General features: G+C 45.7%; 17 protein-coding genes and 1 tRNA gene. 8 read left to right on the top strand and 10 right to left on the bottom strand.

Annotation, left to right across the window (positions count from 1 at the left end; all coding sequences use genetic code 11):
• The first annotated feature begins 188 nt into the window (after nt 1–188).
• Nucleotides 189–593, top strand: a complete 405-nt coding sequence (gene mutT / locus QUA24_RS15960) for an 8-oxo-dGTP diphosphatase MutT (protein ID WP_333214867.1) — start codon at nt 189–191, stop codon at nt 591–593.
• A gap of 144 nt (nt 594–737) precedes the next feature.
• Here the strand turns inward: mutT and QUA24_RS15955 are convergent, their stop codons facing one another.
• On the bottom strand, nt 738–1,976 hold the full coding sequence (locus QUA24_RS15955) for a histidine kinase (protein WP_333230715.1): 1,239 nt from the start codon (nt 1,974–1,976) through the stop codon (nt 738–740).
• An 89-nt stretch (nt 1,977–2,065) separates the two neighbouring features.
• Here QUA24_RS15955 and QUA24_RS15950 point away from each other — a divergent pair, with 89 nt between their 5' ends.
• From QUA24_RS15950 to QUA24_RS15940, 3 genes are all read left to right on the top strand, one after another.
• Nucleotides 2,066–3,754: a DUF2079 domain-containing protein gene (locus QUA24_RS15950; RefSeq protein WP_333230714.1), complete on the top strand. Its 1,689-nt coding sequence runs from the start codon at nt 2,066–2,068 to the stop codon at nt 3,752–3,754.
• Nucleotides 3,755–4,004: 250 nt separating this feature from the next.
• On the top strand, nt 4,005–5,192 hold the full coding sequence (locus tag QUA24_RS15945) for a glycosyltransferase family 4 protein (protein WP_333230713.1): 1,188 nt from the start codon (nt 4,005–4,007) through the stop codon (nt 5,190–5,192).
• Nucleotides 5,193–5,325: 133 nt separating this feature from the next.
• Nucleotides 5,326–6,570 (top strand): MFS transporter, encoded by a 1,245-nt coding sequence (locus tag QUA24_RS15940; protein WP_333230712.1) that lies wholly within the window; start codon nt 5,326–5,328, stop codon nt 6,568–6,570.
• 266 nt (nt 6,571–6,836) lie between these two features.
• Here the strand turns inward: QUA24_RS15940 and QUA24_RS15935 are convergent.
• A tRNA-Arg gene (locus tag QUA24_RS15935) sits at nt 6,837–6,910 on the bottom strand.
• A 78-nt stretch (nt 6,911–6,988) separates the two neighbouring features.
• On the opposite strand from QUA24_RS15935, the gene moaC reads away from it, so the two are divergent.
• The 3 genes from moaC (at nt 6,989) to QUA24_RS15920 (ending at nt 8,223) form a co-directional block, all read left to right on the top strand.
• Complete coding sequence (gene moaC / locus QUA24_RS15930) at nt 6,989–7,510, top strand: cyclic pyranopterin monophosphate synthase MoaC (protein ID WP_333230711.1); 522 nt, start codon at nt 6,989–6,991, stop codon at nt 7,508–7,510.
• Between the two features lie 88 nt (nt 7,511–7,598).
• Nucleotides 7,599–7,856 carry a 2TM domain-containing protein gene (locus QUA24_RS15925; RefSeq protein WP_006633890.1) on the top strand — a complete coding sequence of 86 codons (258 nt, stop codon included), beginning with the start codon at nt 7,599–7,601 and terminating at the stop codon, nt 7,854–7,856.
• A 64-nt stretch (nt 7,857–7,920) separates the two neighbouring features.
• The gene (locus QUA24_RS15920; protein WP_333057367.1) at nt 7,921–8,223 is read left to right on the top strand and encodes a DUF3181 family protein; all 303 of its coding nucleotides are present in this window, start codon (nt 7,921–7,923) and stop codon (nt 8,221–8,223) included.
• 78 nt (nt 8,224–8,301) lie between these two features.
• Here QUA24_RS15920 and murJ read toward each other — a convergent pair whose 3' ends face one another.
• On the bottom strand, nt 8,302–9,915 hold the full coding sequence (gene murJ / locus QUA24_RS15915) for a murein biosynthesis integral membrane protein MurJ (RefSeq protein WP_333230710.1): 1,614 nt from the start codon (nt 9,913–9,915) through the stop codon (nt 8,302–8,304).
• 450 nt (nt 9,916–10,365) lie between these two features.
• Between murJ and sfsA the strand changes: the two genes are divergently transcribed.
• Nucleotides 10,366–11,100, top strand: a complete 735-nt coding sequence (sfsA, locus tag QUA24_RS15910; protein WP_333037584.1) for a DNA/RNA nuclease SfsA — start codon at nt 10,366–10,368, stop codon at nt 11,098–11,100.
• A 9-nt stretch (nt 11,101–11,109) separates the two neighbouring features.
• Here the strand turns inward: sfsA and QUA24_RS15905 are convergent, their stop codons facing one another.
• From QUA24_RS15905 to QUA24_RS15875, 7 genes are all read right to left on the bottom strand, one after another.
• Complete coding sequence (locus QUA24_RS15905) at nt 11,110–11,337, bottom strand: hypothetical protein (RefSeq protein WP_333230709.1); 228 nt, start codon at nt 11,335–11,337, stop codon at nt 11,110–11,112.
• Between the two features lie 99 nt (nt 11,338–11,436).
• The gene (locus QUA24_RS15900) at nt 11,437–12,717 is read right to left on the bottom strand and encodes a S8 family serine peptidase (RefSeq protein WP_333230708.1); all 1,281 of its coding nucleotides are present in this window, start codon (nt 12,715–12,717) and stop codon (nt 11,437–11,439) included.
• A 108-nt stretch (nt 12,718–12,825) separates the two neighbouring features.
• Nucleotides 12,826–13,239, bottom strand: coding sequence for a hypothetical protein (locus QUA24_RS15895; RefSeq protein WP_333230707.1), 414 nt, complete (start codon nt 13,237–13,239; stop codon nt 12,826–12,828).
• Between the two features lie 308 nt (nt 13,240–13,547).
• Nucleotides 13,548–13,895, bottom strand: coding sequence for a DUF1036 domain-containing protein (locus QUA24_RS15890; RefSeq protein WP_333210206.1), 348 nt, complete (start codon nt 13,893–13,895; stop codon nt 13,548–13,550).
• Between the two features lie 41 nt (nt 13,896–13,936).
• Nucleotides 13,937–14,317, bottom strand: coding sequence for a hypothetical protein (locus tag QUA24_RS15885; protein WP_333230706.1), 381 nt, complete (start codon nt 14,315–14,317; stop codon nt 13,937–13,939).
• A gap of 113 nt (nt 14,318–14,430) precedes the next feature.
• Nucleotides 14,431–15,162, bottom strand: coding sequence for a helix-turn-helix transcriptional regulator (locus QUA24_RS15880; protein WP_333230705.1), 732 nt, complete (start codon nt 15,160–15,162; stop codon nt 14,431–14,433).
• 760 nt (nt 15,163–15,922) lie between these two features.
• Nucleotides 15,923–16,567, bottom strand: coding sequence for an HlyD family efflux transporter periplasmic adaptor subunit (locus QUA24_RS15875; protein ID WP_333230704.1), 645 nt, complete (start codon nt 16,565–16,567; stop codon nt 15,923–15,925).
• Between the last annotated feature and the right edge of the window lie 83 nt (nt 16,568–16,650).

Genomic DNA, 16,650 nt, shown 5'->3' with positions numbered 1-16,650 from the left:
TTTTAGATTTTAGATTTTAGAGGGTTGATTTTAGATTTTAGATTTTAGAGGGTTGATTTTAGATTTTAGATTTTAGAGGGTTGATTTTAGATTTTAGATTTTAGATTTTAGATTAAATAATTGAATAATTATTGATATTATTCTTACATTCCCAATTCCCAATTCCCCATTCCCCATTCCTAATTAATATGTCTGTTTCTCCTGTTGCCCACAAAGTTATCGGCGTTGCTGCAATCTGGAACGATCGCCAACAAATTTTGATTGACAAGCGCCGACAACATGGGCTGCACGGGGGTTTCTGGGAGTTTCCGGGCGGAAAAATAGAGCCTGGGGAAACAATCGAAGCTTGCATAGAACGGGAAATTATGGAGGAGTTGGGGATTGTCGTAGAAGTTGGCGATCGCCTGATTACAATTGACCACGACTACACTAAATTTACAGTTAGGCTCTACGTGCACCACTGCCGCTACGTCAGTGGGGAACCGCAAACGATCGAATGCGAGGAAATTCGCTGGGTGACACTCGATGAAATTGACCAATTTACTTTTCCCAAAGCAAACGAACAGATTATTGCTGCACTGCGGAAAAGTTGAGCTGTATACCAGAAATAAGAAGCAATAAGCAATCTTCCGCAAGGGTTTTAGGAATTAAAAACGTCCTAACCGTCGGGCGCGGTTGCTGTAATATCAAATTCGGTTGCTACTGACAACTGACAACTGACAACTGACAGCTAAGTTTTATTTTTGGACGGGCAGAGTAAAGTGAAAACAACTGCCTCTATCGGGTACAGAGTCTACCCAAATTTGACCGTAGTGGGCGCGGATGATGCCTTGACACAGAGACAGCCCAATGCCGTAACCGTCTGTTGATTTATCTCGCTGCAAGCGAAAGCTGTCTTCAAAAATGCTGGCGCAATCTTCTTCAGGAATTCCCGGCCCGCTGTTGCAAATGCTGACTTGAACTTTGTAAGCGGTGCGGTGGAGAATTGAAAGATTAACAGTTCCTTGGTCTGGGGTGTACTTGCTGGCGTTGTCAAGCAGGTTGACTATGACTTGTTTGATGCGATCGGGATCGGCATAAACCAAGGGCAAATCTGCGGGAATGTCTGTTTCTAAGTTCAGACTTTTCGCCTGAAATTTGTCTTGAAACTGCAAGATTACATCTTGACAAATCGCCCCCAGTTCGATTCTTTTTGGTTCAATGTGGAGTTGAGCGTTTGTACCCCGGGCTGCTTGCAGGATATCTGTAATCATACGATCGACAATTCGGATTTGGCGGCGGGCTTGTTTCATCAAATGAGCCGCCAGACTCGGCGTCAAACGCGACTTTTCCCCCTCCTTCACCTTCTGACTTGACTCCAAAGTCTCCAAAGCCAAAGATGCTGCCGTCAAGGGATTACGCAAGTCGTGAGCTAGCATCGCAATAATCCGGTCTTTCAACTGCAACTGCTCTTGCAGGTGTTCTTTTTCCTGTTTGAGGCGAAAAACTTCATCGGAAAGCTGCACAAGTTCAGCCGCGCAAGCAACGGAATAGATGGGTTTTGAGTCAGTCAGGGTTTCAGCAAGAGCTGGGGCCGACTGTTGTTGAGCTGCGTATTCTTCTACAGAACGCTTCCACCGGGGCCACCAGTGTTCGAGTTGGGCGATTAAATTGCTGCCGGCGAGAGTTTGTCGCGGATCAGGATGAATTTTGAGCAGCGAGGGAGTGGCTACAAGTTTAAAGTGTTCGGCTAAATCGGGCTGTTCTCCTACGTCGATGATTTGAAGCTCAAAGTCGCACTCTGCCTTCAAATCCTTTAGGGACTTGCGGATGTGTCTGGTCTGTTCCCGGGAAGAGGGACGCTTGTCTACGAACAGCAAAAGCTGTAAAAGCGGTGCGGAATTGGCCGCCTGTTCGAGAGAACAGTCAGTGCCGCTGGTGCCGGGTGTTGGATGGACGCTGTTGAGCTTTTCGATCGGGTGAAAATAATTGAGCATTGCCGAGCCGAGTTATTTCACTTCTACTTTAATTTAATACTTACTTTAGATTTATGCTATTGTCCGATAATTTCATTACAGGCGGGCAGATGATATTTTTGAGATGGAAGAAAAATGAGTCGCTGCGGGTGGTGGTTCAAGTGGCGGCCGCCTTTTTTGTGCTGTGCCTGTTGCTGACGCTGCACCGCTACTACAGCTTTTACGCTACTTACGACCAAGGCATTTTCAATCAACTTTTTTGGAACGGCACTCGGGGTCACTTGTTTGAGAGTTCCCTCTCTTCAGCTTTGTCAACTAATGTAGTTCACCAAAATCAGCTCCCGGAAGTATCTTACTATCGGTTGGGGCAGCATTTCACCCCGGCGCTGATGCTGTGGCTGCCAATTTACTCGCTGTTTCCCTCGCCCGTCACTTTGACTGTGTTGCAGGTGACTTTAATTACGGCGGCTGGAGGAGTGCTCTATGCTCTCGCCAGACACTATCTGGAACCAAGACTGTCGGCGACAATTGTTGTGAGCTATTACTGCGCTAACGCGGTCATCGGCCCTACTTTGGGCAATTTTCACGATATTTGTCAAATGCCGCTGTATGTCTTTGGCTTGCTGCTGGCAATGGAGAAGCGCTGGTGGCCGCTGTTTGGGATTCTGGCAACTTTAATTTTGGCCGTGCGAGAAGATGGGGGAGTTGTTTTATTTGGCGTCGGAGTTTACCTGATTTTGAGCCGGCGCTACCCTCGGACTGGTTTGGCTGTCTGCATACTCAGTTTTGGTTATATGATCGTCCTGACCAATCTGATTATGCCTTTGTTTTCTGCTGATATATCCCAGCGGTTTATGATGGAGCGCTTCGGTCAATATGCTGATGGAGATGAAGCTTCTACTCTAGAAATTATTTGGGGAATGGTGAGCAATCCCTGGCGGTTGGTGGCTCAGTTATTTACGCCGTTTTTTGGTAAGATTAGATACCTGCTTGGCCAGTGGTTGCCATTAGCTTTGGTTCCTGCTTTCGCGCCTGCGTCTTGGATGATAGCTGGATTTCCGCTGCTGAAGCTATTTTTAGCGAAAGGAGAGTCGGTGCTGGCGATTAATATTCGCTATGCGATGACTGTGGTTCCAGGGCTTTTTTATGGGGCGATTCTGTGGTGGGCCCAGCGTCAAAAGGAAGAAGATAGAATGGTGAAAGAGGAAAGAATGTTTTTGCGTTTTCCTTCTGCTTTATTTCCTCTGCCTTCTTCTTCAAATTTTCGTCGCTTTTGGGGGTTTTGCATCTGTTTGTCGCTATTTTTTACCTTCACTTCTAACCCAAATCGGACTTTTTCTTTGATTTTGCCCGATGCGATCGATCCTTGGGTGCAGGTTCCTCTTGTCAGACAATGGCAGCACGTTTTGCAAGTGCAGCCACTGTTGGCTCAAATTCCTGCTGATGCTAGCGTGGCAGCGACGAATACTATTGTGCCGATTTTGTCAAGCAGGCGGGAAATTCTCAGGTTTCCAATGTTTGAACTCCGCAATGATGCGGGGAAGGCAGTGAAGATGCAATACGTAATTGCCGATTTGTGGCAGTTGCAGCAGTATCAGGCTGCGTTTCGCGGGGAACGGGGACAGTTGCGGGAGATCGTACCAGCGATCGATCGAATGTCCAAATCTGGAGAGTACGGAATTGTTGGCTTTGAAGACGGCGCGATTTTGATGCGTCAGGGTGCTGTTTCTAATTCTGCATCGGCTGCTGCTTGGACCCGTTTTCGCCGCGAATTGGAGCCGATTTTGAAGAAACGGTAAGCGGGTAGGCGCGATCGCCATTGCTTCCTTCAGTGGCTTAAATCTTGAGGAGACCTGTTTTTTTCAGGTAATGGCGATCGAGCAATTTCATGCAAAAACCAGATTTAGGCATGATTTTTTGTCTTTGTTGCTGCCAAAAGTCAGGCATTGGGCATCAACTTACGCTCAACTTAAATTTAAGGGTGATAATTATACAATAAATCTGTTAATCCTAAACATTAAGTTATATAAATTATTTGGAGGGAGAAAGATGAAAATTTTGGTTTTGGCATGGGAGTTCCCTCCCAGAATCGTAGGCGGTATCGCCCGCCACGTATCGGAACTATATCCAGAATTGGTGAAGCTGGGGCACGACATTCACTTAATTACAGTAGAGTTCGGCCATGCGCCGATGTACGAAGTGGTAGAAGGAATACGTGTGCATCGGGTGGTTGTGGGGCACGCCAAGGACTTTTTTCACTGGGTGGCGAACCTCAACCAAAGCATGGGCCACCAAGGCGGAAAACTGATGCTTGAGGAAGGCCCCTTTGATATCATCCACGCTCACGATTGGTTAGTGGGAGATGCGGCGATCGCCCTGAAGCATACCTTTAAAGTACCGCTAATTGCCACCATCCACGCCACCGAATACGGGCGCTTCAACGGCATCCACAATGAAGGGCAGCGCTACATTCACACCAAGGAAAACGACCTCGCTTACAACGCTTGGCGAGTAATTGTTTGCAGTGATTATATGCGGCGGGAAGCCGAACGGGTACTATCGACTCCGTGGAATAAAATAGAGGTAATTTACAACGGAATTAGACCAGATAAAAAGCCCCGCTGGCACGAATTTGACGCAATGGGTTTCCGTCGACAGTTTGCTGCTGATGATGAGAAAATTGTCTATTATGTAGGAAGAATTAGCTATGAAAAAGGCATAGGTGTATTTCTAAATGCTGCACCTAAAGTAATTTGGGAAATGGGGGGTAAAGCGAAAATTGTAATTGTTGGTGGCGGCAATACAGACCATCTAAAACATTTAGCTTGGCATTTAGGAATTTGGAATAAGTGTTATTTTACTGGGTTCATGTTTGAGGAACATCTGGACAAATTCCAGACGGTGGCTGACTGCGCGGTTTTTCCCAGTCTTTACGAACCTTTTGGGATTGTAGCGTTAGAAAGCTTTGCTGCAAGAGTGCCTGTGGTCGTTTCGGATGCGGGCGGACTTCCAGAGGTGGTGTTGCACACTAAAACTGGCGTTGTTACTGAGGCAAACAATCGGGATTCTTTGGCATGGGGAATTTTGGAGGTATTGAAAAATCCGGGTTACGCACAGTGGTTGGTTGACAATGCTTATCAGGATTTGGAACGCCGGTTTAGTTGGCCGAAGTTGGCAATAGAAACCGAGTGGGTTTATGAACGGGTGGTGGGGGAAAGGGCTGAGGTTGATTGGTAAGAATGCTGACTGTTGACGGTGAGTAGAATATCAAGTTTTTTTGTTGCAAATATTAAGAAATTGTAACACAATGATATATATACACTCGACCTCAGCTTGAGCGCACTCAGAAGATTTAAAAGGAATTAGCATCTTGAATATTTTTAGGGACATCGATCCCCAACCCAGACGCAGCTTGCTGACTTTATTCACCGCAGGGCTGCTATTCTGGTCAAGTTTGGCTTCGCTGCTGCCAACTTTGCCGCTGTACGTTCAATTTGTGGGGGGCACAAAACAGCAAATTGGCTTTGTGATGGGTGCATTTGCGATCGGACTTTTGGTATCGAGGCCGCAATTGGGTAAAATAGCCGACAGCAGAGGGCGAAAACAAGTTTTGATTCTAGGTGCGTCAGTCGCTGCGATCGCCCCTTTGGGCTACCTGTTAGCTCAATCTATCCCCTTACTGTTACTTATTCGCGTTTTTCACGGCATTAGTATCGCCGCTTTTACTACAGCTTACAGCGCTTTGGTAACAGATTTATCGCCGCCAGGAAAGCGGGGCGAATTAATCGGTTACATGAGCTTGGTGAATCCTATTGGTTTAGCAGTTGGGCCTGCTATTGGCGGATTTGTGCAAGCTTGGGTTGGTTATACTCCTTTGTTTGCGATGTCGGCGGCTTTCGCTGCAATGGCTGTATTTTTTACCTGCAAAGTTGCGGAACCTAATTTTGCAGATTTAACAAAATCGGACTCGCTATCTGAGGACAAAAATAGCCAAAAATACTGGGAAATGCTCTGGAATCCGAGAGTGCGGATTCCGGCTTTAGTGTTATTAGTGGTTGGCTTAGTATTTGGAACTTTGAGCACTTTTATGCCTTTGTTTCTCCAAGAAACTAAGACTAATTTGAATCCAGGATTATTTTATTCGACGGCGGCTATTGCCAGTTTCGGTATACGGTTGCTCACGGGACGGGCTTCGGACAAATACGGTCGTGGCTTGTTTATTTCTGCAGGCTTAATCTGTTATGCCGCGTCGATGTTATTGTTGTATTTTGCTAACAACAGCAATGCTTTTTTAATCGCAGCTTTGGTTGAAGGTTGCGCGGGCGGTACGGTTTTGCCGATGATGGTAACGCTGATGTCTGACAGGTGCGAACCTCATGAAAGGGGCCGCTTGTTTTCGCTTTGTATTGGCGGATTTGATTTAGGAATTGCGATTGCTGGCCCGACTTTAGGCTTTGTTGCTGAACAAGTTGGCTACAGAAATATGTTTGGTTTTGCTGCTGGCCTTGCTGGCTTGGCTTTGCTGGTTTTTATTACTCAGTCTAGCAAGGGCTTGTCTAATTCGATGAAGTTTGCGATCGGTCGAGGCAAAGATGTTTATGCCTTGAACCGATGATATTACAGAAGCAAGAAGGAAGAGGCAATCAGGGGACTTACCACAAAACCCGGTTTCTCCCAAAAATTGTGAATCTATGCGACAGATATTGAGGCAGAAACCGGGTTTTTGTTCCCGCGCAGCATTCTGAAAAACAGGCAAGATGCCTGTTCCACAAAGATTAAAAAAGTTCTGAGTTTTAAGTCGTGAGTTGAATTAATTTCTTAATTCAAAACTCAAAACTCAAAACTCAAAACTCAGAACTCACAGCTTATAACGTTTTTAAATGGGCTTGGAGGGATTCGAACCCCCGACCTCATGGTTCGTAGCCATGCACTCTATCCAACTAAGCTACAAGCCCCTGTTGAGTTAAGATTTAATCTAAAATTGATTAAGTTCTTTTCTCACAGAATCTAACAGTAACACCATTACCAAAATAATGCAAGACCTTTCGCAAACTTTTTCTAAATTGCCCGATGCGACACAGCTAACTCACCTCAACAACAGCGGGGAAGCCCAAATGGTGGACGTTTCAGCGAAGGTGCCCACTGTGCGGCAAGCTGTGGCTGCTGGCCGGGTGCGGATGCTGCCGGAGACGTTTGCGGCGATTGAAGCGGGGAATGCGCCGAAAGGTGATGTGTTGGGCACTGCAAGGCTGGCTGGAATTATGGCGGCGAAACAGACTGCACATTTGATTCCTCTGTGTCACCCTCTGCCGCTGAGTAGCGTGGAGGTGCAGGTGATGCCGGATGCTGAGTTGCCGGGGTATCAAATTCGGGCGACGGTGAAAATTAAGGCGGAAACAGGGGTGGAAATGGAGGCGCTGACGGCGGTTTCGGTGGCGGCGCTGACTTTGTATGATATGGCGAAAGGATTGGAAAAGTCGATCGCCATTGAGTCAATTCGCCTGGTGAGTAAAAGTGGTGGCAAGTCTGGAGACTATGAAAATGTAGAGGCATAAGTTTCATGCCGAAAGAGGGATGCAGCATTCAAAAAGCTGCACTTATGATTAAAATAGGCACAGAACTACTAATATCAAGTGAAAAACTATGCCTCCTCGTTGGCCCCGCAAACCCGATCGCAATGATCCAGAGTACCGCCGCTTAGATGACCGGATGAATTTTGCTATCCACGTCGGTCTTTTTTCTGCTACCAATTCTGGTTTGTGGTTTGTTCACAATTTGCAAAAGGCTGATTGGCCTTGGGCAATTTCGGTAACGGGTGGATGGGCTCTAGTAGTTTTGGCCCACGCGATTTACCATTTTGCGATCGCCGATTATTCGCCCCTCACCAAAGATTCTGGCTGAAGGCAGTTGGCGACGATTTGTTAAGTCTTTTGATTGATAACAAATAACTTTCGGCTTTTTTGATATGGCTAATACTACACAGGCGATCGAATCCTTAGCAGCCGAAATCGGCGAAAATGTCTACATTGATATTGCCAAGTGGCATTTGTATCTCAATGATGCTCACCTGCATACCGTTGTTGCCCAACAACTTTATTCGATGCTGGAAGATGGCGATTTAGATGCTGACAAAGTTGGACAAGTTTTGCAAGGAATTCCAGTCAAGTTGGGGGGCGGCAAGCGGGAAGTGCCACTGGCAGATTTAATTCCGATGCAGTGTCAAGTTCAATTGATGGATGTTCTTGAGGAATTTCAGCGGAAAATGTAAAGTAAAGGGCGGGTTTTGTACGCAGATTGTGGGCGTTGTGTCTGGTATTTCGCCCTTAACCCGCCCCGACAATTTTATTTATTTGCGAAAACGCGCCCGAATGCGATCGACAAACATATCAACTTCGGGCAACTTCATCTGACTGACAAACAGGGCAAAAACCCCTAACCCTACAAAACTTGCCACACTCAACTGCACTAATTGAATTACCAAACCTTCAGTACCCAAAACTCTTTGACAGCCTTGCAGAGTAGCCAACGTCACGAAAGCGGTTAAACAACTGCCAGAAGTTAACCCCAGGAAAGGTAAACTCCACTCTCCCCAAGGTAGGCCGCCCAGCTTTTTATCTAATAAGTACAAAAGCATAATCATCGAAACAAGATTCACTCCCACCGTCGCCAAAACTAATCCGGGCGCGCCAAAAGCTCCAACTAACAAATAATCTAGCAGTCCGTTCAAAAAGATATTGATAATACTGATGCGGAAAGGCGTTTCCCCGTCTCCCAAAGCGTAAAATACCCGTACCAAAACGTCGCGTCCCAAATACACAAACATTCCAATACTGTAAGCCATCAATATCGGCGTGACAAACAGCGAAGCCTCCCGATCAAAAGCATAGCGTTCGTAAACCACGCGGACGATCGGCCCGGCAAGTGTTACCATTAAAGCGCTCAGAGGCAGCATCGTAAGGGCAGTCAAAATTAAAGATTGACGAATTCGAGCTTTTAATTCCGGCCAATCTCTCGGATCGGTGAGGCGAGAAAATATGGGTAGAAATGGCACTAAAATTACATTAGAAATGATCCCTAAAGGCGTCATAACTAACAAGCCACTGTAACCTAACGCAGAGGCAGCTTGAGGGATGTAGGATGCGAAAAAGAGGTCAGTATAGACATTAATTTGCAGCATTCCTGATGATAAGGTCGCAGGAACCATCACCTTAATTACTTCTTGTACTCCCGGCCGTTTAAAATTAAACCGCAAGCGCAATGTTCCCAAGCCGGCGCGCCACTGCGCCACCAGTTGCACCAGCCACTGCAAAACTGCGCCCGCTAAAGTTCCCCAAGCTAACACTAAGCCGCCAATTAGTGCGTATTCTGGTTGAATAATTTTGTCTCCGAGTTGCAGTGCGAGAATCCCTAAACCGCCGACAAGTGCAACGCTAGAAAATAAAGGACTAATCGAAGGCAACCAGTACATATCGGCAGCGTTGAGAGTGCCGAAACCAATGCCGATCAAGCCTGAAAGTAACGCCATCGGCGCCATAATCCGAAATTGCTGGACGGCGATTGCTTTGATTTGTAAACCTTCTGTTGTCCTATTTAATCCCGGTGCCACCAAATCGATCGCCGGATCTGCAAAAATAATTAAAGCGACTGTTACCAACAGCAATATGCCCCCGACTAAGGTGGTGATAGTCTCGACTAAGGGTGCTGCTTCTTTTTTATCCCGGCGAGCTAAAACACTTACTATGGCGCTGTGAAATGGCCCATTAATCCCTCCCAGCAAAATAAATAAGAAACCAGGGATGACGTAGGCGTAGTTGTAGGCATCGACGGCGACACCGACTCCAAAGGCTGCGGCGATCGCAATTTGGCGCACCAATCCAAAGACTTTGCTAATTAGAGTGGCGACTGCGACAATGCCGGCAATCCCTGCGAGGGAACGAGAGGGCTTCTGTAATTGGGACACAAATGGTTACAAACGCTAGTGCTAAAAGGATTCACTTATTTTAATCGCGAATCGGGAGAATCATATCATGAACTCATAAAACTTCTAGGGGGAATTGCGCTGATACCAATTTTATCGATATTACTGACTTGCGGCAATTCAATAATTGATCGGGACTATGCGTCCTAACTACAAACCGCCGTTTCGTGCTATGATGCGTCAATCTAAAATCTACAATATACAATCTACCCTCTAAAAATGATGAAACAAATGAGTTGAGAAAAGCAGATAAATAACATAATAGTTGATAACGTATGATCGATTGTGTTAGCTCCCAGACTTATTTAAAAAGTGCGAACCCAGGTATTCGGTTATAGGTACAATCTACAATCTACAATCGAGAATCTAAAATCTACAATCGAGAATCTAAAATCTAAAATCTACAATTTACAATCTACAATCTAAAATCGAATGACAGGCTTAATTTACAAATATCCTCCTCTCTTACCCGGAATTCTCATCAAACGTTACAAGCGATTTTTTGCGGAAATTGAACTAGATTCGGGAGAAATAATCACCGCGCATTGTCCGAATACTGGCCCGATGACTGGTGTTTACATTCCGGGCAATCCAGTGCTAGTATCTCCCAGCGACAATCCCAAACGCAAGTTAGCTTATACTTGGGAATTAATTAAAGTTTGCGACACTGTGCCAACTTGGGTGGGAGTTAATACTGGGCTACCAAATCGAGTAGTTAAATTAGCTTTGGAATTGAAATTGTTTCCAGAGTTGGGCAATTACAGTTTAATTCAACCGGAGGTTGTTTACGGCACTGATAAAAAAAGTAGAGTGGATTTTTGGCTAACTGGTGAGGAAAAACCGATTTTTCTGGAAGTAAAAAATACAACTTGGGTAAAAGAGGAGTTAGCTTTATTTCCCGATACAGTGACGGAGAGGGGACAAAAGCATTTGAGAGAATTGATAGAAGTGGTGCGGCAGGGTTCGAGGGCTGTAATGCTGTATTTTATTAATCGCGGGGATTGTACGGATTTTGCTCCGGGGGATAGTGCCGATCGCCTTTACGGAGAATTGTTCAGACAGGCGATTAGTGAAGGTGTAGAGATTTTGCCCTGTCGCTTTGATGTGACACCGGAAGGCATTCGCTATTTGGGGTTAGCAAAACTCGATCTACTAACCCCTAAATGATTGATTAGTTTAAATTGCCTGCATTTCTCGATCGATCTCGACACTAGCCACGCCCGGTACGCTCTTTAGTCCTTCTAGCTTCGATTGAGAAACTTCTCCAGTAATGATGCCAGTAATAGCTAGCACCTGCTCCACTTTCATTCCCGCCGATTCTAAGGCAGTGACAACCGATTGAATTACCGATATGTTTTGGTCGTCAACAGTCACTATGATGCGCTGTACTTGTTCGTCAGACATATTTAGCATCCTTTGGAGCAAATCCATTGCGGTATTGTAAATTGTCTTCTGTTAAATCCCCGCAGCACTTTAAGCCTGCGGGGATTTGGATATTCTTCATTACGGAGCTTCTACTAAGCCACTTCCGACACGAGTACATGGTAATGGTAGTGCCATAGCATAAGCAGTCAGCAATTGCCAAAGTTCAGCACCTCGTTTACCAGTCGATTCGGCATACAGGGCCGCGATGCCAGCTACGTGAGGTGTAGCCATGCTAGTGCCATTGTAAGCAGCATAACGCCCTTTATTCATAGGCACTGATGAGTATACTTTCACCCCTGGAGCGGCGATATCGACTTTAGTTCCTTGAATTAGCTCAGAGGTAGCCGAGAAGTCAGCCACTTGGACGCAGTTATCGATCGCTGCAACAGCCATAATCGACGGGCTATTGGCTGGTTGTCCGACGGTTCCTCCGGTTCGTCCGTTATTGCCTGCGGCTGCCACGATCAGACACCCATTTTGCAGTGCTCGGCGGCCGACAGTTTCGTAAGCAGGAGACGGTGTTCGAGTGGTGTTTCCTAAAGACATCGAGATCACTTGACACCCATTGACGATCGCCCATTCCATCCCAGCCAGAATCCAGGCACCAGCGCCACTACCGGCATTGCTCAACACTTTACCGACATAAATGGTCGATTTGTGAGCGATCCCGTACCTGCGGCCGTTAAGATCCTTGAACCCGCAGGCTGTCCCGATGCAGTGGGTACCATGACTGTTGCCATCTTGTACGTCCTCCCCTGGTACGAAGGATTGCGATACGATCGATCGACCTGCGAAGTCGGGATGTAATAGATCCATCCCCGTATCCAGCACCGCAACTTTGATTCCATTACCAGTCAACAGAGACTTCATCGCCTTCGTTGCCTTCAGACCCCAAGTAAACTCGGTATCATCAGCAAAACATTCTTGTTTCTGGATGTCTGCTACCTCTGTATTAGTGGCTTTCTCGTACAGGTTATCCACCGCATCGCGATAGCCCCGCAGGTAGTCTGCCGACAACCCATCGCCAATCGCGTAGAAGGTGCTCTCCGGCTCGATCGCCAGAATAGCCGAATCCTCTCCCGCTGAGGTCATAATGCTGCTGAAAGCCCCTTCGTCTAAGGAAACAACGGCAACGCCGAGAGTAGGAAACACCGCTCCCCCTGCTGCTGCAATTTGGCTCAAGTCTAGAGCAGAGTCGGGGAAATCGGCAGCATTTGCCAGGCCTCTGATGCCAGTTTGGTCGCTCAGGAGGTCTAATCCTTCTATCACTGCATCTTCGCGGAAAGTAATAATGTAACGCCCTGTTGTTTCATCGGCTTGAGCAGTTTCTGGGATGGAAAAACTCGGTTGTTCAGACATAAAATACCTCTAATTCAGTGTTAGATAATGCGTTGAGTTGGCAAATAGATTTATGGAATTCCCAGGCTGTGACTTGTCAAGAAACAGCCCTGTATTTAATCCATGCTTCTAAGGGTTGAATACGAAATAATCAGCATAGAGCCGAATCAGGCTGTGTTCCCACTCGATGTTGACCCAAATCTTGACTACACCATTTTGTGGGGAAACGTTATGGAGAGTATATCGAGCCTCACCGATCTTCTTTCCAGCCGTGGTATTTGGAGAAACACCTTCGCCGATCGCAACGAAGACGAGAGAGTTAGGTGTGATCAAGCCCCAATTAAGAGGCAAGATGTGCTGTCCTTTCTTGAATCCCCAGTCATGGCGATAAGCGTAGCCATTACCAAACAATATTGCGGGCGAAGCTCCATCTTGAGGCGCGCCCAGTTGACGCACATCTTCAAGGTTAGCCTCTTGGCTTTCCTGAATTGTGGGAAGCTCTAGCTGAGAATTCGATACAAAAATTTCTGTGCTAGAAGACATAGTTTGTTTCCTTGTTATTTAACGTTAATGGCAAGTAGTTTCTCACTATATGCCGAAGCTGAATAACTGCTTTCTATCTCATAATTATCCAAATTAATTTGGCAAGCAATACGACGATCCGCGTAGAGGATTATGAAGATATTGCAACAACTTACGTAACTGTTACGAGTCCTATTAAACTTCTCCCGAAAAGGCAGTCTTGAACAGGCAGGATGCCTGTTCCATAATGATTATTGGAGAGGTCTACTTGGATAGATTTGTCAAGTTAAATTTAGAATAAAAATTTAACTTGACAACGCCACTGAGATTTATGCTGTCAAATTCAGCGTAAAATTGTCGTAACTGTTAATATCAAGCAACCGGAAGCCTACATTAGTTGCCTGCGTGCTGCTTGTCCACTCACACCAGTCAAATGCTTGTGGAGGGACAGGCCTTACGTAAGGCCCTGACCAATTTGCTCCGTTATCAGCCTCGGCATAGTAGCAGTAGTAGCGATTTAGACTACGCAAACTACCCCCATATACCACTTTGCATTCGCCAGGATTGAGCCGCCACCAACCTTTTTTTGCCCAATCCCCACCATCTGGGCAGTTGGGACGATAGTACATAATAGCTACCCAAACACCAGATGTATATTTGTTGCAAATTGTGAGCATATTCCACCTCTTACAATGAGTAATTGCCAATGAATACGGTTCTATTTCCCTGTGTTGGAACGGGTAAATTCAGGTAAAACTTCTTTGTTTTCCACAGAGAACATTGATGATGCACGTAGGGTGTGAAGCAATGTTTGATTTTCGATGCCCGGTTTAGCATCTGATTGCCCTTCGCGAGCTGTCGAATCTTGTTTCAGGGCAGCGACATCAACAAAATCGACTGTTGCATCTTCTTGGCTTTTTTGAGGTAAAACTTCTTTGTTTTCCACAGAGAAGATTGATGATGCGCGTAGCGTGTGAAGCACTGTTTCATTTTCGATGCCCGGTTTAGCATCTGATTGACCTTCGCGAGCAGCCCCATCCTGTTTATGAACACCGAAATCGACAAAATCGACCGTTGCGTCTACATTATTGGTTTCCATTTTTACCTCCGTAGTGGATTTTTGTTTGGCACAGGTTACAGGCTCCGTGTAGCGTTTGATCTCATATTCTTCTACATAAAGTTGGGCAACAATACGACGATCCGCGTATAGGATTATGAAGATATCGCAACAAATTCCCCGCTGAACAACCCCAATTTTTCCAGAGCAACCATCACAGCAGCCGTCCGGGTTTGTACGCTTAGTTTCCCGTAAAGATGCTCCAGATGTTTTCGGACTGTTCCTTCACGGCAACCAAGAATTTTAGCAATTTGGGCATTACTTTTATCTTTGGCAATCCAGAAGAGAACCTCTGCCTCCCGTTGGGTAAGTCCTAACAATGTCAGACCACAAATAGATAATCCCTGCAGTTCTTGTTCCTCTAACAACAAGAGATATTGCTCTCCAATGGGATCGGGAACCAGACGGACGCTCAACTGTTTTCCGGCTTGCTGAATGTACAATGGTAAACAGCTAGATGGAATATCGCCGTTGAATGTAAGTCGCGATATCTGTTGGTTGAACCAATGTTGTAATAGTTCTGGCAATGAGTGCGGGGCGCGGGATAAAAAATACTGGTTCAACAGTTGTTCGGCGCGTTGAGTCATGAATTGCACCTGCCCTGCAATCTCCACAACTATCGCCCCTACCCGATCCAAGATTTGCTTGACTAATACCTTAATGAAATTATCTGACTCTGTGTTAGTGCGATCGCCTAAAACTTCGAGAGTATAATTTTGGTAGCAATTTTCGTAACTTTTTGCCTCAGCTTTTGCTGCTGGGAATTTATCAATACCTTCAGATGTCAACATAACTGCGCGCTGACGTTTTGGTGTCTGTGAATTCATGGGAAATATCTCCATTGGCATACAGGGTGAGAATGACGAAACCAGATACCCTTGCGGTGGGGGTATCTAGCTCATTTCACTCTTGTTCAGGTCTACAACTGTAGAAATGCACTCTGAATTTTTTTGACAGTCCCTGATTTAAATTGCTTTTCTTAAGTAATCACTAACAATAACAGTCACTAGCTGTTAGTTACCAGTCGCATAATCGAGTGACTTGCAGAAATTTTATTTTTGTGTTAATCCAAGTAGAGGCTATTGTAGAGATTAGTGGCGAAAAAGAAAGTGACAGTCAATCGATTTTAGATTTTAGATTTTAGATTTTAGATTTTAGATTGAAGAAAGCGACCCCAGGGATTTATCCGGGGGCTTGTACCCTGGTTGTTTTCGGTCAGGACAAAATTTTACTATTAAATTCGCCAAAGATAAATTTATACAGGGGAGACGATCGCACTTATGGAAAAAATGCGATCGCTTTCAACACCTAGCCCTGTAAAAAAACCTAGCTGTTTATTAATCTTGAAGAGAAACAAGCCTAATCCTGCAACAGCAAGGGCAGCAATATTGCTAGGTGATGGCGCTGCTTCGGCAATGCTGAGCGCGTTGCTCCAGGTTGCGTTTTCTTTTCATACCTGATTTGACTGGTGAATCGGCCAACTTGAAGATAGGTAAAGATGCCGTGCCTACCAGTACAAAAACTCGCCCTAAGAACGTCAGGGCGAATTACATCATCAAATATACTAATGGGTGATGGTAAAGTTGGTTAAACATCAGCGAGCATCCTGGTTTTTCGGAAAATAAATGTAAGTACGGTTTCTTGGCGAGAAATAATGTCGGCTGTAACTTCCATTCCGGCTTGAATATGATACTGACAGCACTGTTGATCAGCAGATTGACTAATAGCCCGATCGCGCTTGACTAAATAAGTTCTTTGGGGCATAACAGTCACTTCATAGTAAGGCGGACTGTTATTTTCACCAGCAATGGCATCGGGTGCGATCGCACTAACTTTCGCTTCTAGTACGCCGTAGTCGGGATAGGGATAGGCAGAAATCCGCAGGATAGATGTTTGACCGATCGCTATTTTACCAATATCGGGAGCGGCGACCCGAGCTTTGACGACAATCGCAGCATTAGCGGGAGCAATTTGAGCGATTGCTGCACCGAGTTGTGCAGTTTGTCCGGGATTTCGTAGATTTAGTTTTAGAATGGTGCCGTCTACGGGAGAACGAACGACATTTTTTGCAAGTTCGGTATCAATTTGTTTGAACTCTTGGCGATCGCGATTGATTTGATTTTCGATGTCAGCGCGACTCTGAATCGAAACTAATCGTTCTTTTTTCAACGCTGCAAAAGCTGCTTCACCCTTGGCTTTTTCTTGAGCAATTTGCTGTTGGGCGATCGCCACGGGTGCCAGGGTAAGAGCGTCTCAATCATGCTTGACAAAAGGAATCCGAAGAATCTAAGATCGGGTCAAGAAAACAAGAACTG

Source organism: Microcoleus sp. Pol12B5, assembly GCF_036701335.1.
Classification (GTDB): Bacteria; Cyanobacteriota; Cyanobacteriia; order Cyanobacteriales; family Microcoleaceae; genus Microcoleus.
The sequence above is the reverse complement of the archived record's forward strand: the minus strand, read 5'-3'. Positions and strand labels throughout refer to the sequence as shown.

Coding starts and splice junctions, on each gene's coding strand:
- mutT (WP_333214867.1), top strand. CDS start 189: ATGTCTGTTTCTCCTGTTGCCCACAAAGTTATCGGCGTTGCTGCAATC.
- QUA24_RS15955 (WP_333230715.1), bottom strand. CDS start 1,976: ATGCTCAATTATTTTCACCCGATCGAAAAGCTCAACAGCGTCCATCCA.
- QUA24_RS15950 (WP_333230714.1), top strand. CDS start 2,066: ATGATATTTTTGAGATGGAAGAAAAATGAGTCGCTGCGGGTGGTGGTT.
- QUA24_RS15945 (WP_333230713.1), top strand. CDS start 4,005: ATGAAAATTTTGGTTTTGGCATGGGAGTTCCCTCCCAGAATCGTAGGC.
- moaC (WP_333230711.1), top strand. CDS start 6,989: ATGCAAGACCTTTCGCAAACTTTTTCTAAATTGCCCGATGCGACACAG.
- QUA24_RS15925 (WP_006633890.1), top strand. CDS start 7,599: ATGCCTCCTCGTTGGCCCCGCAAACCCGATCGCAATGATCCAGAGTAC.
- QUA24_RS15920 (WP_333057367.1), top strand. CDS start 7,921: ATGGCTAATACTACACAGGCGATCGAATCCTTAGCAGCCGAAATCGGC.
- sfsA (WP_333037584.1), top strand. CDS start 10,366: ATGACAGGCTTAATTTACAAATATCCTCCTCTCTTACCCGGAATTCTC.
- QUA24_RS15905 (WP_333230709.1), bottom strand. CDS start 11,337: ATGTCTGACGAACAAGTACAGCGCATCATAGTGACTGTTGACGACCAA.
- QUA24_RS15900 (WP_333230708.1), bottom strand. CDS start 12,717: ATGTCTGAACAACCGAGTTTTTCCATCCCAGAAACTGCTCAAGCCGAT.
- QUA24_RS15895 (WP_333230707.1), bottom strand. CDS start 13,239: ATGTCTTCTAGCACAGAAATTTTTGTATCGAATTCTCAGCTAGAGCTT.
- QUA24_RS15890 (WP_333210206.1), bottom strand. CDS start 13,895: ATGCTCACAATTTGCAACAAATATACATCTGGTGTTTGGGTAGCTATT.
- QUA24_RS15885 (WP_333230706.1), bottom strand. CDS start 14,317: ATGGAAACCAATAATGTAGACGCAACGGTCGATTTTGTCGATTTCGGT.
- QUA24_RS15880 (WP_333230705.1), bottom strand. CDS start 15,162: ATGAATTCACAGACACCAAAACGTCAGCGCGCAGTTATGTTGACATCT.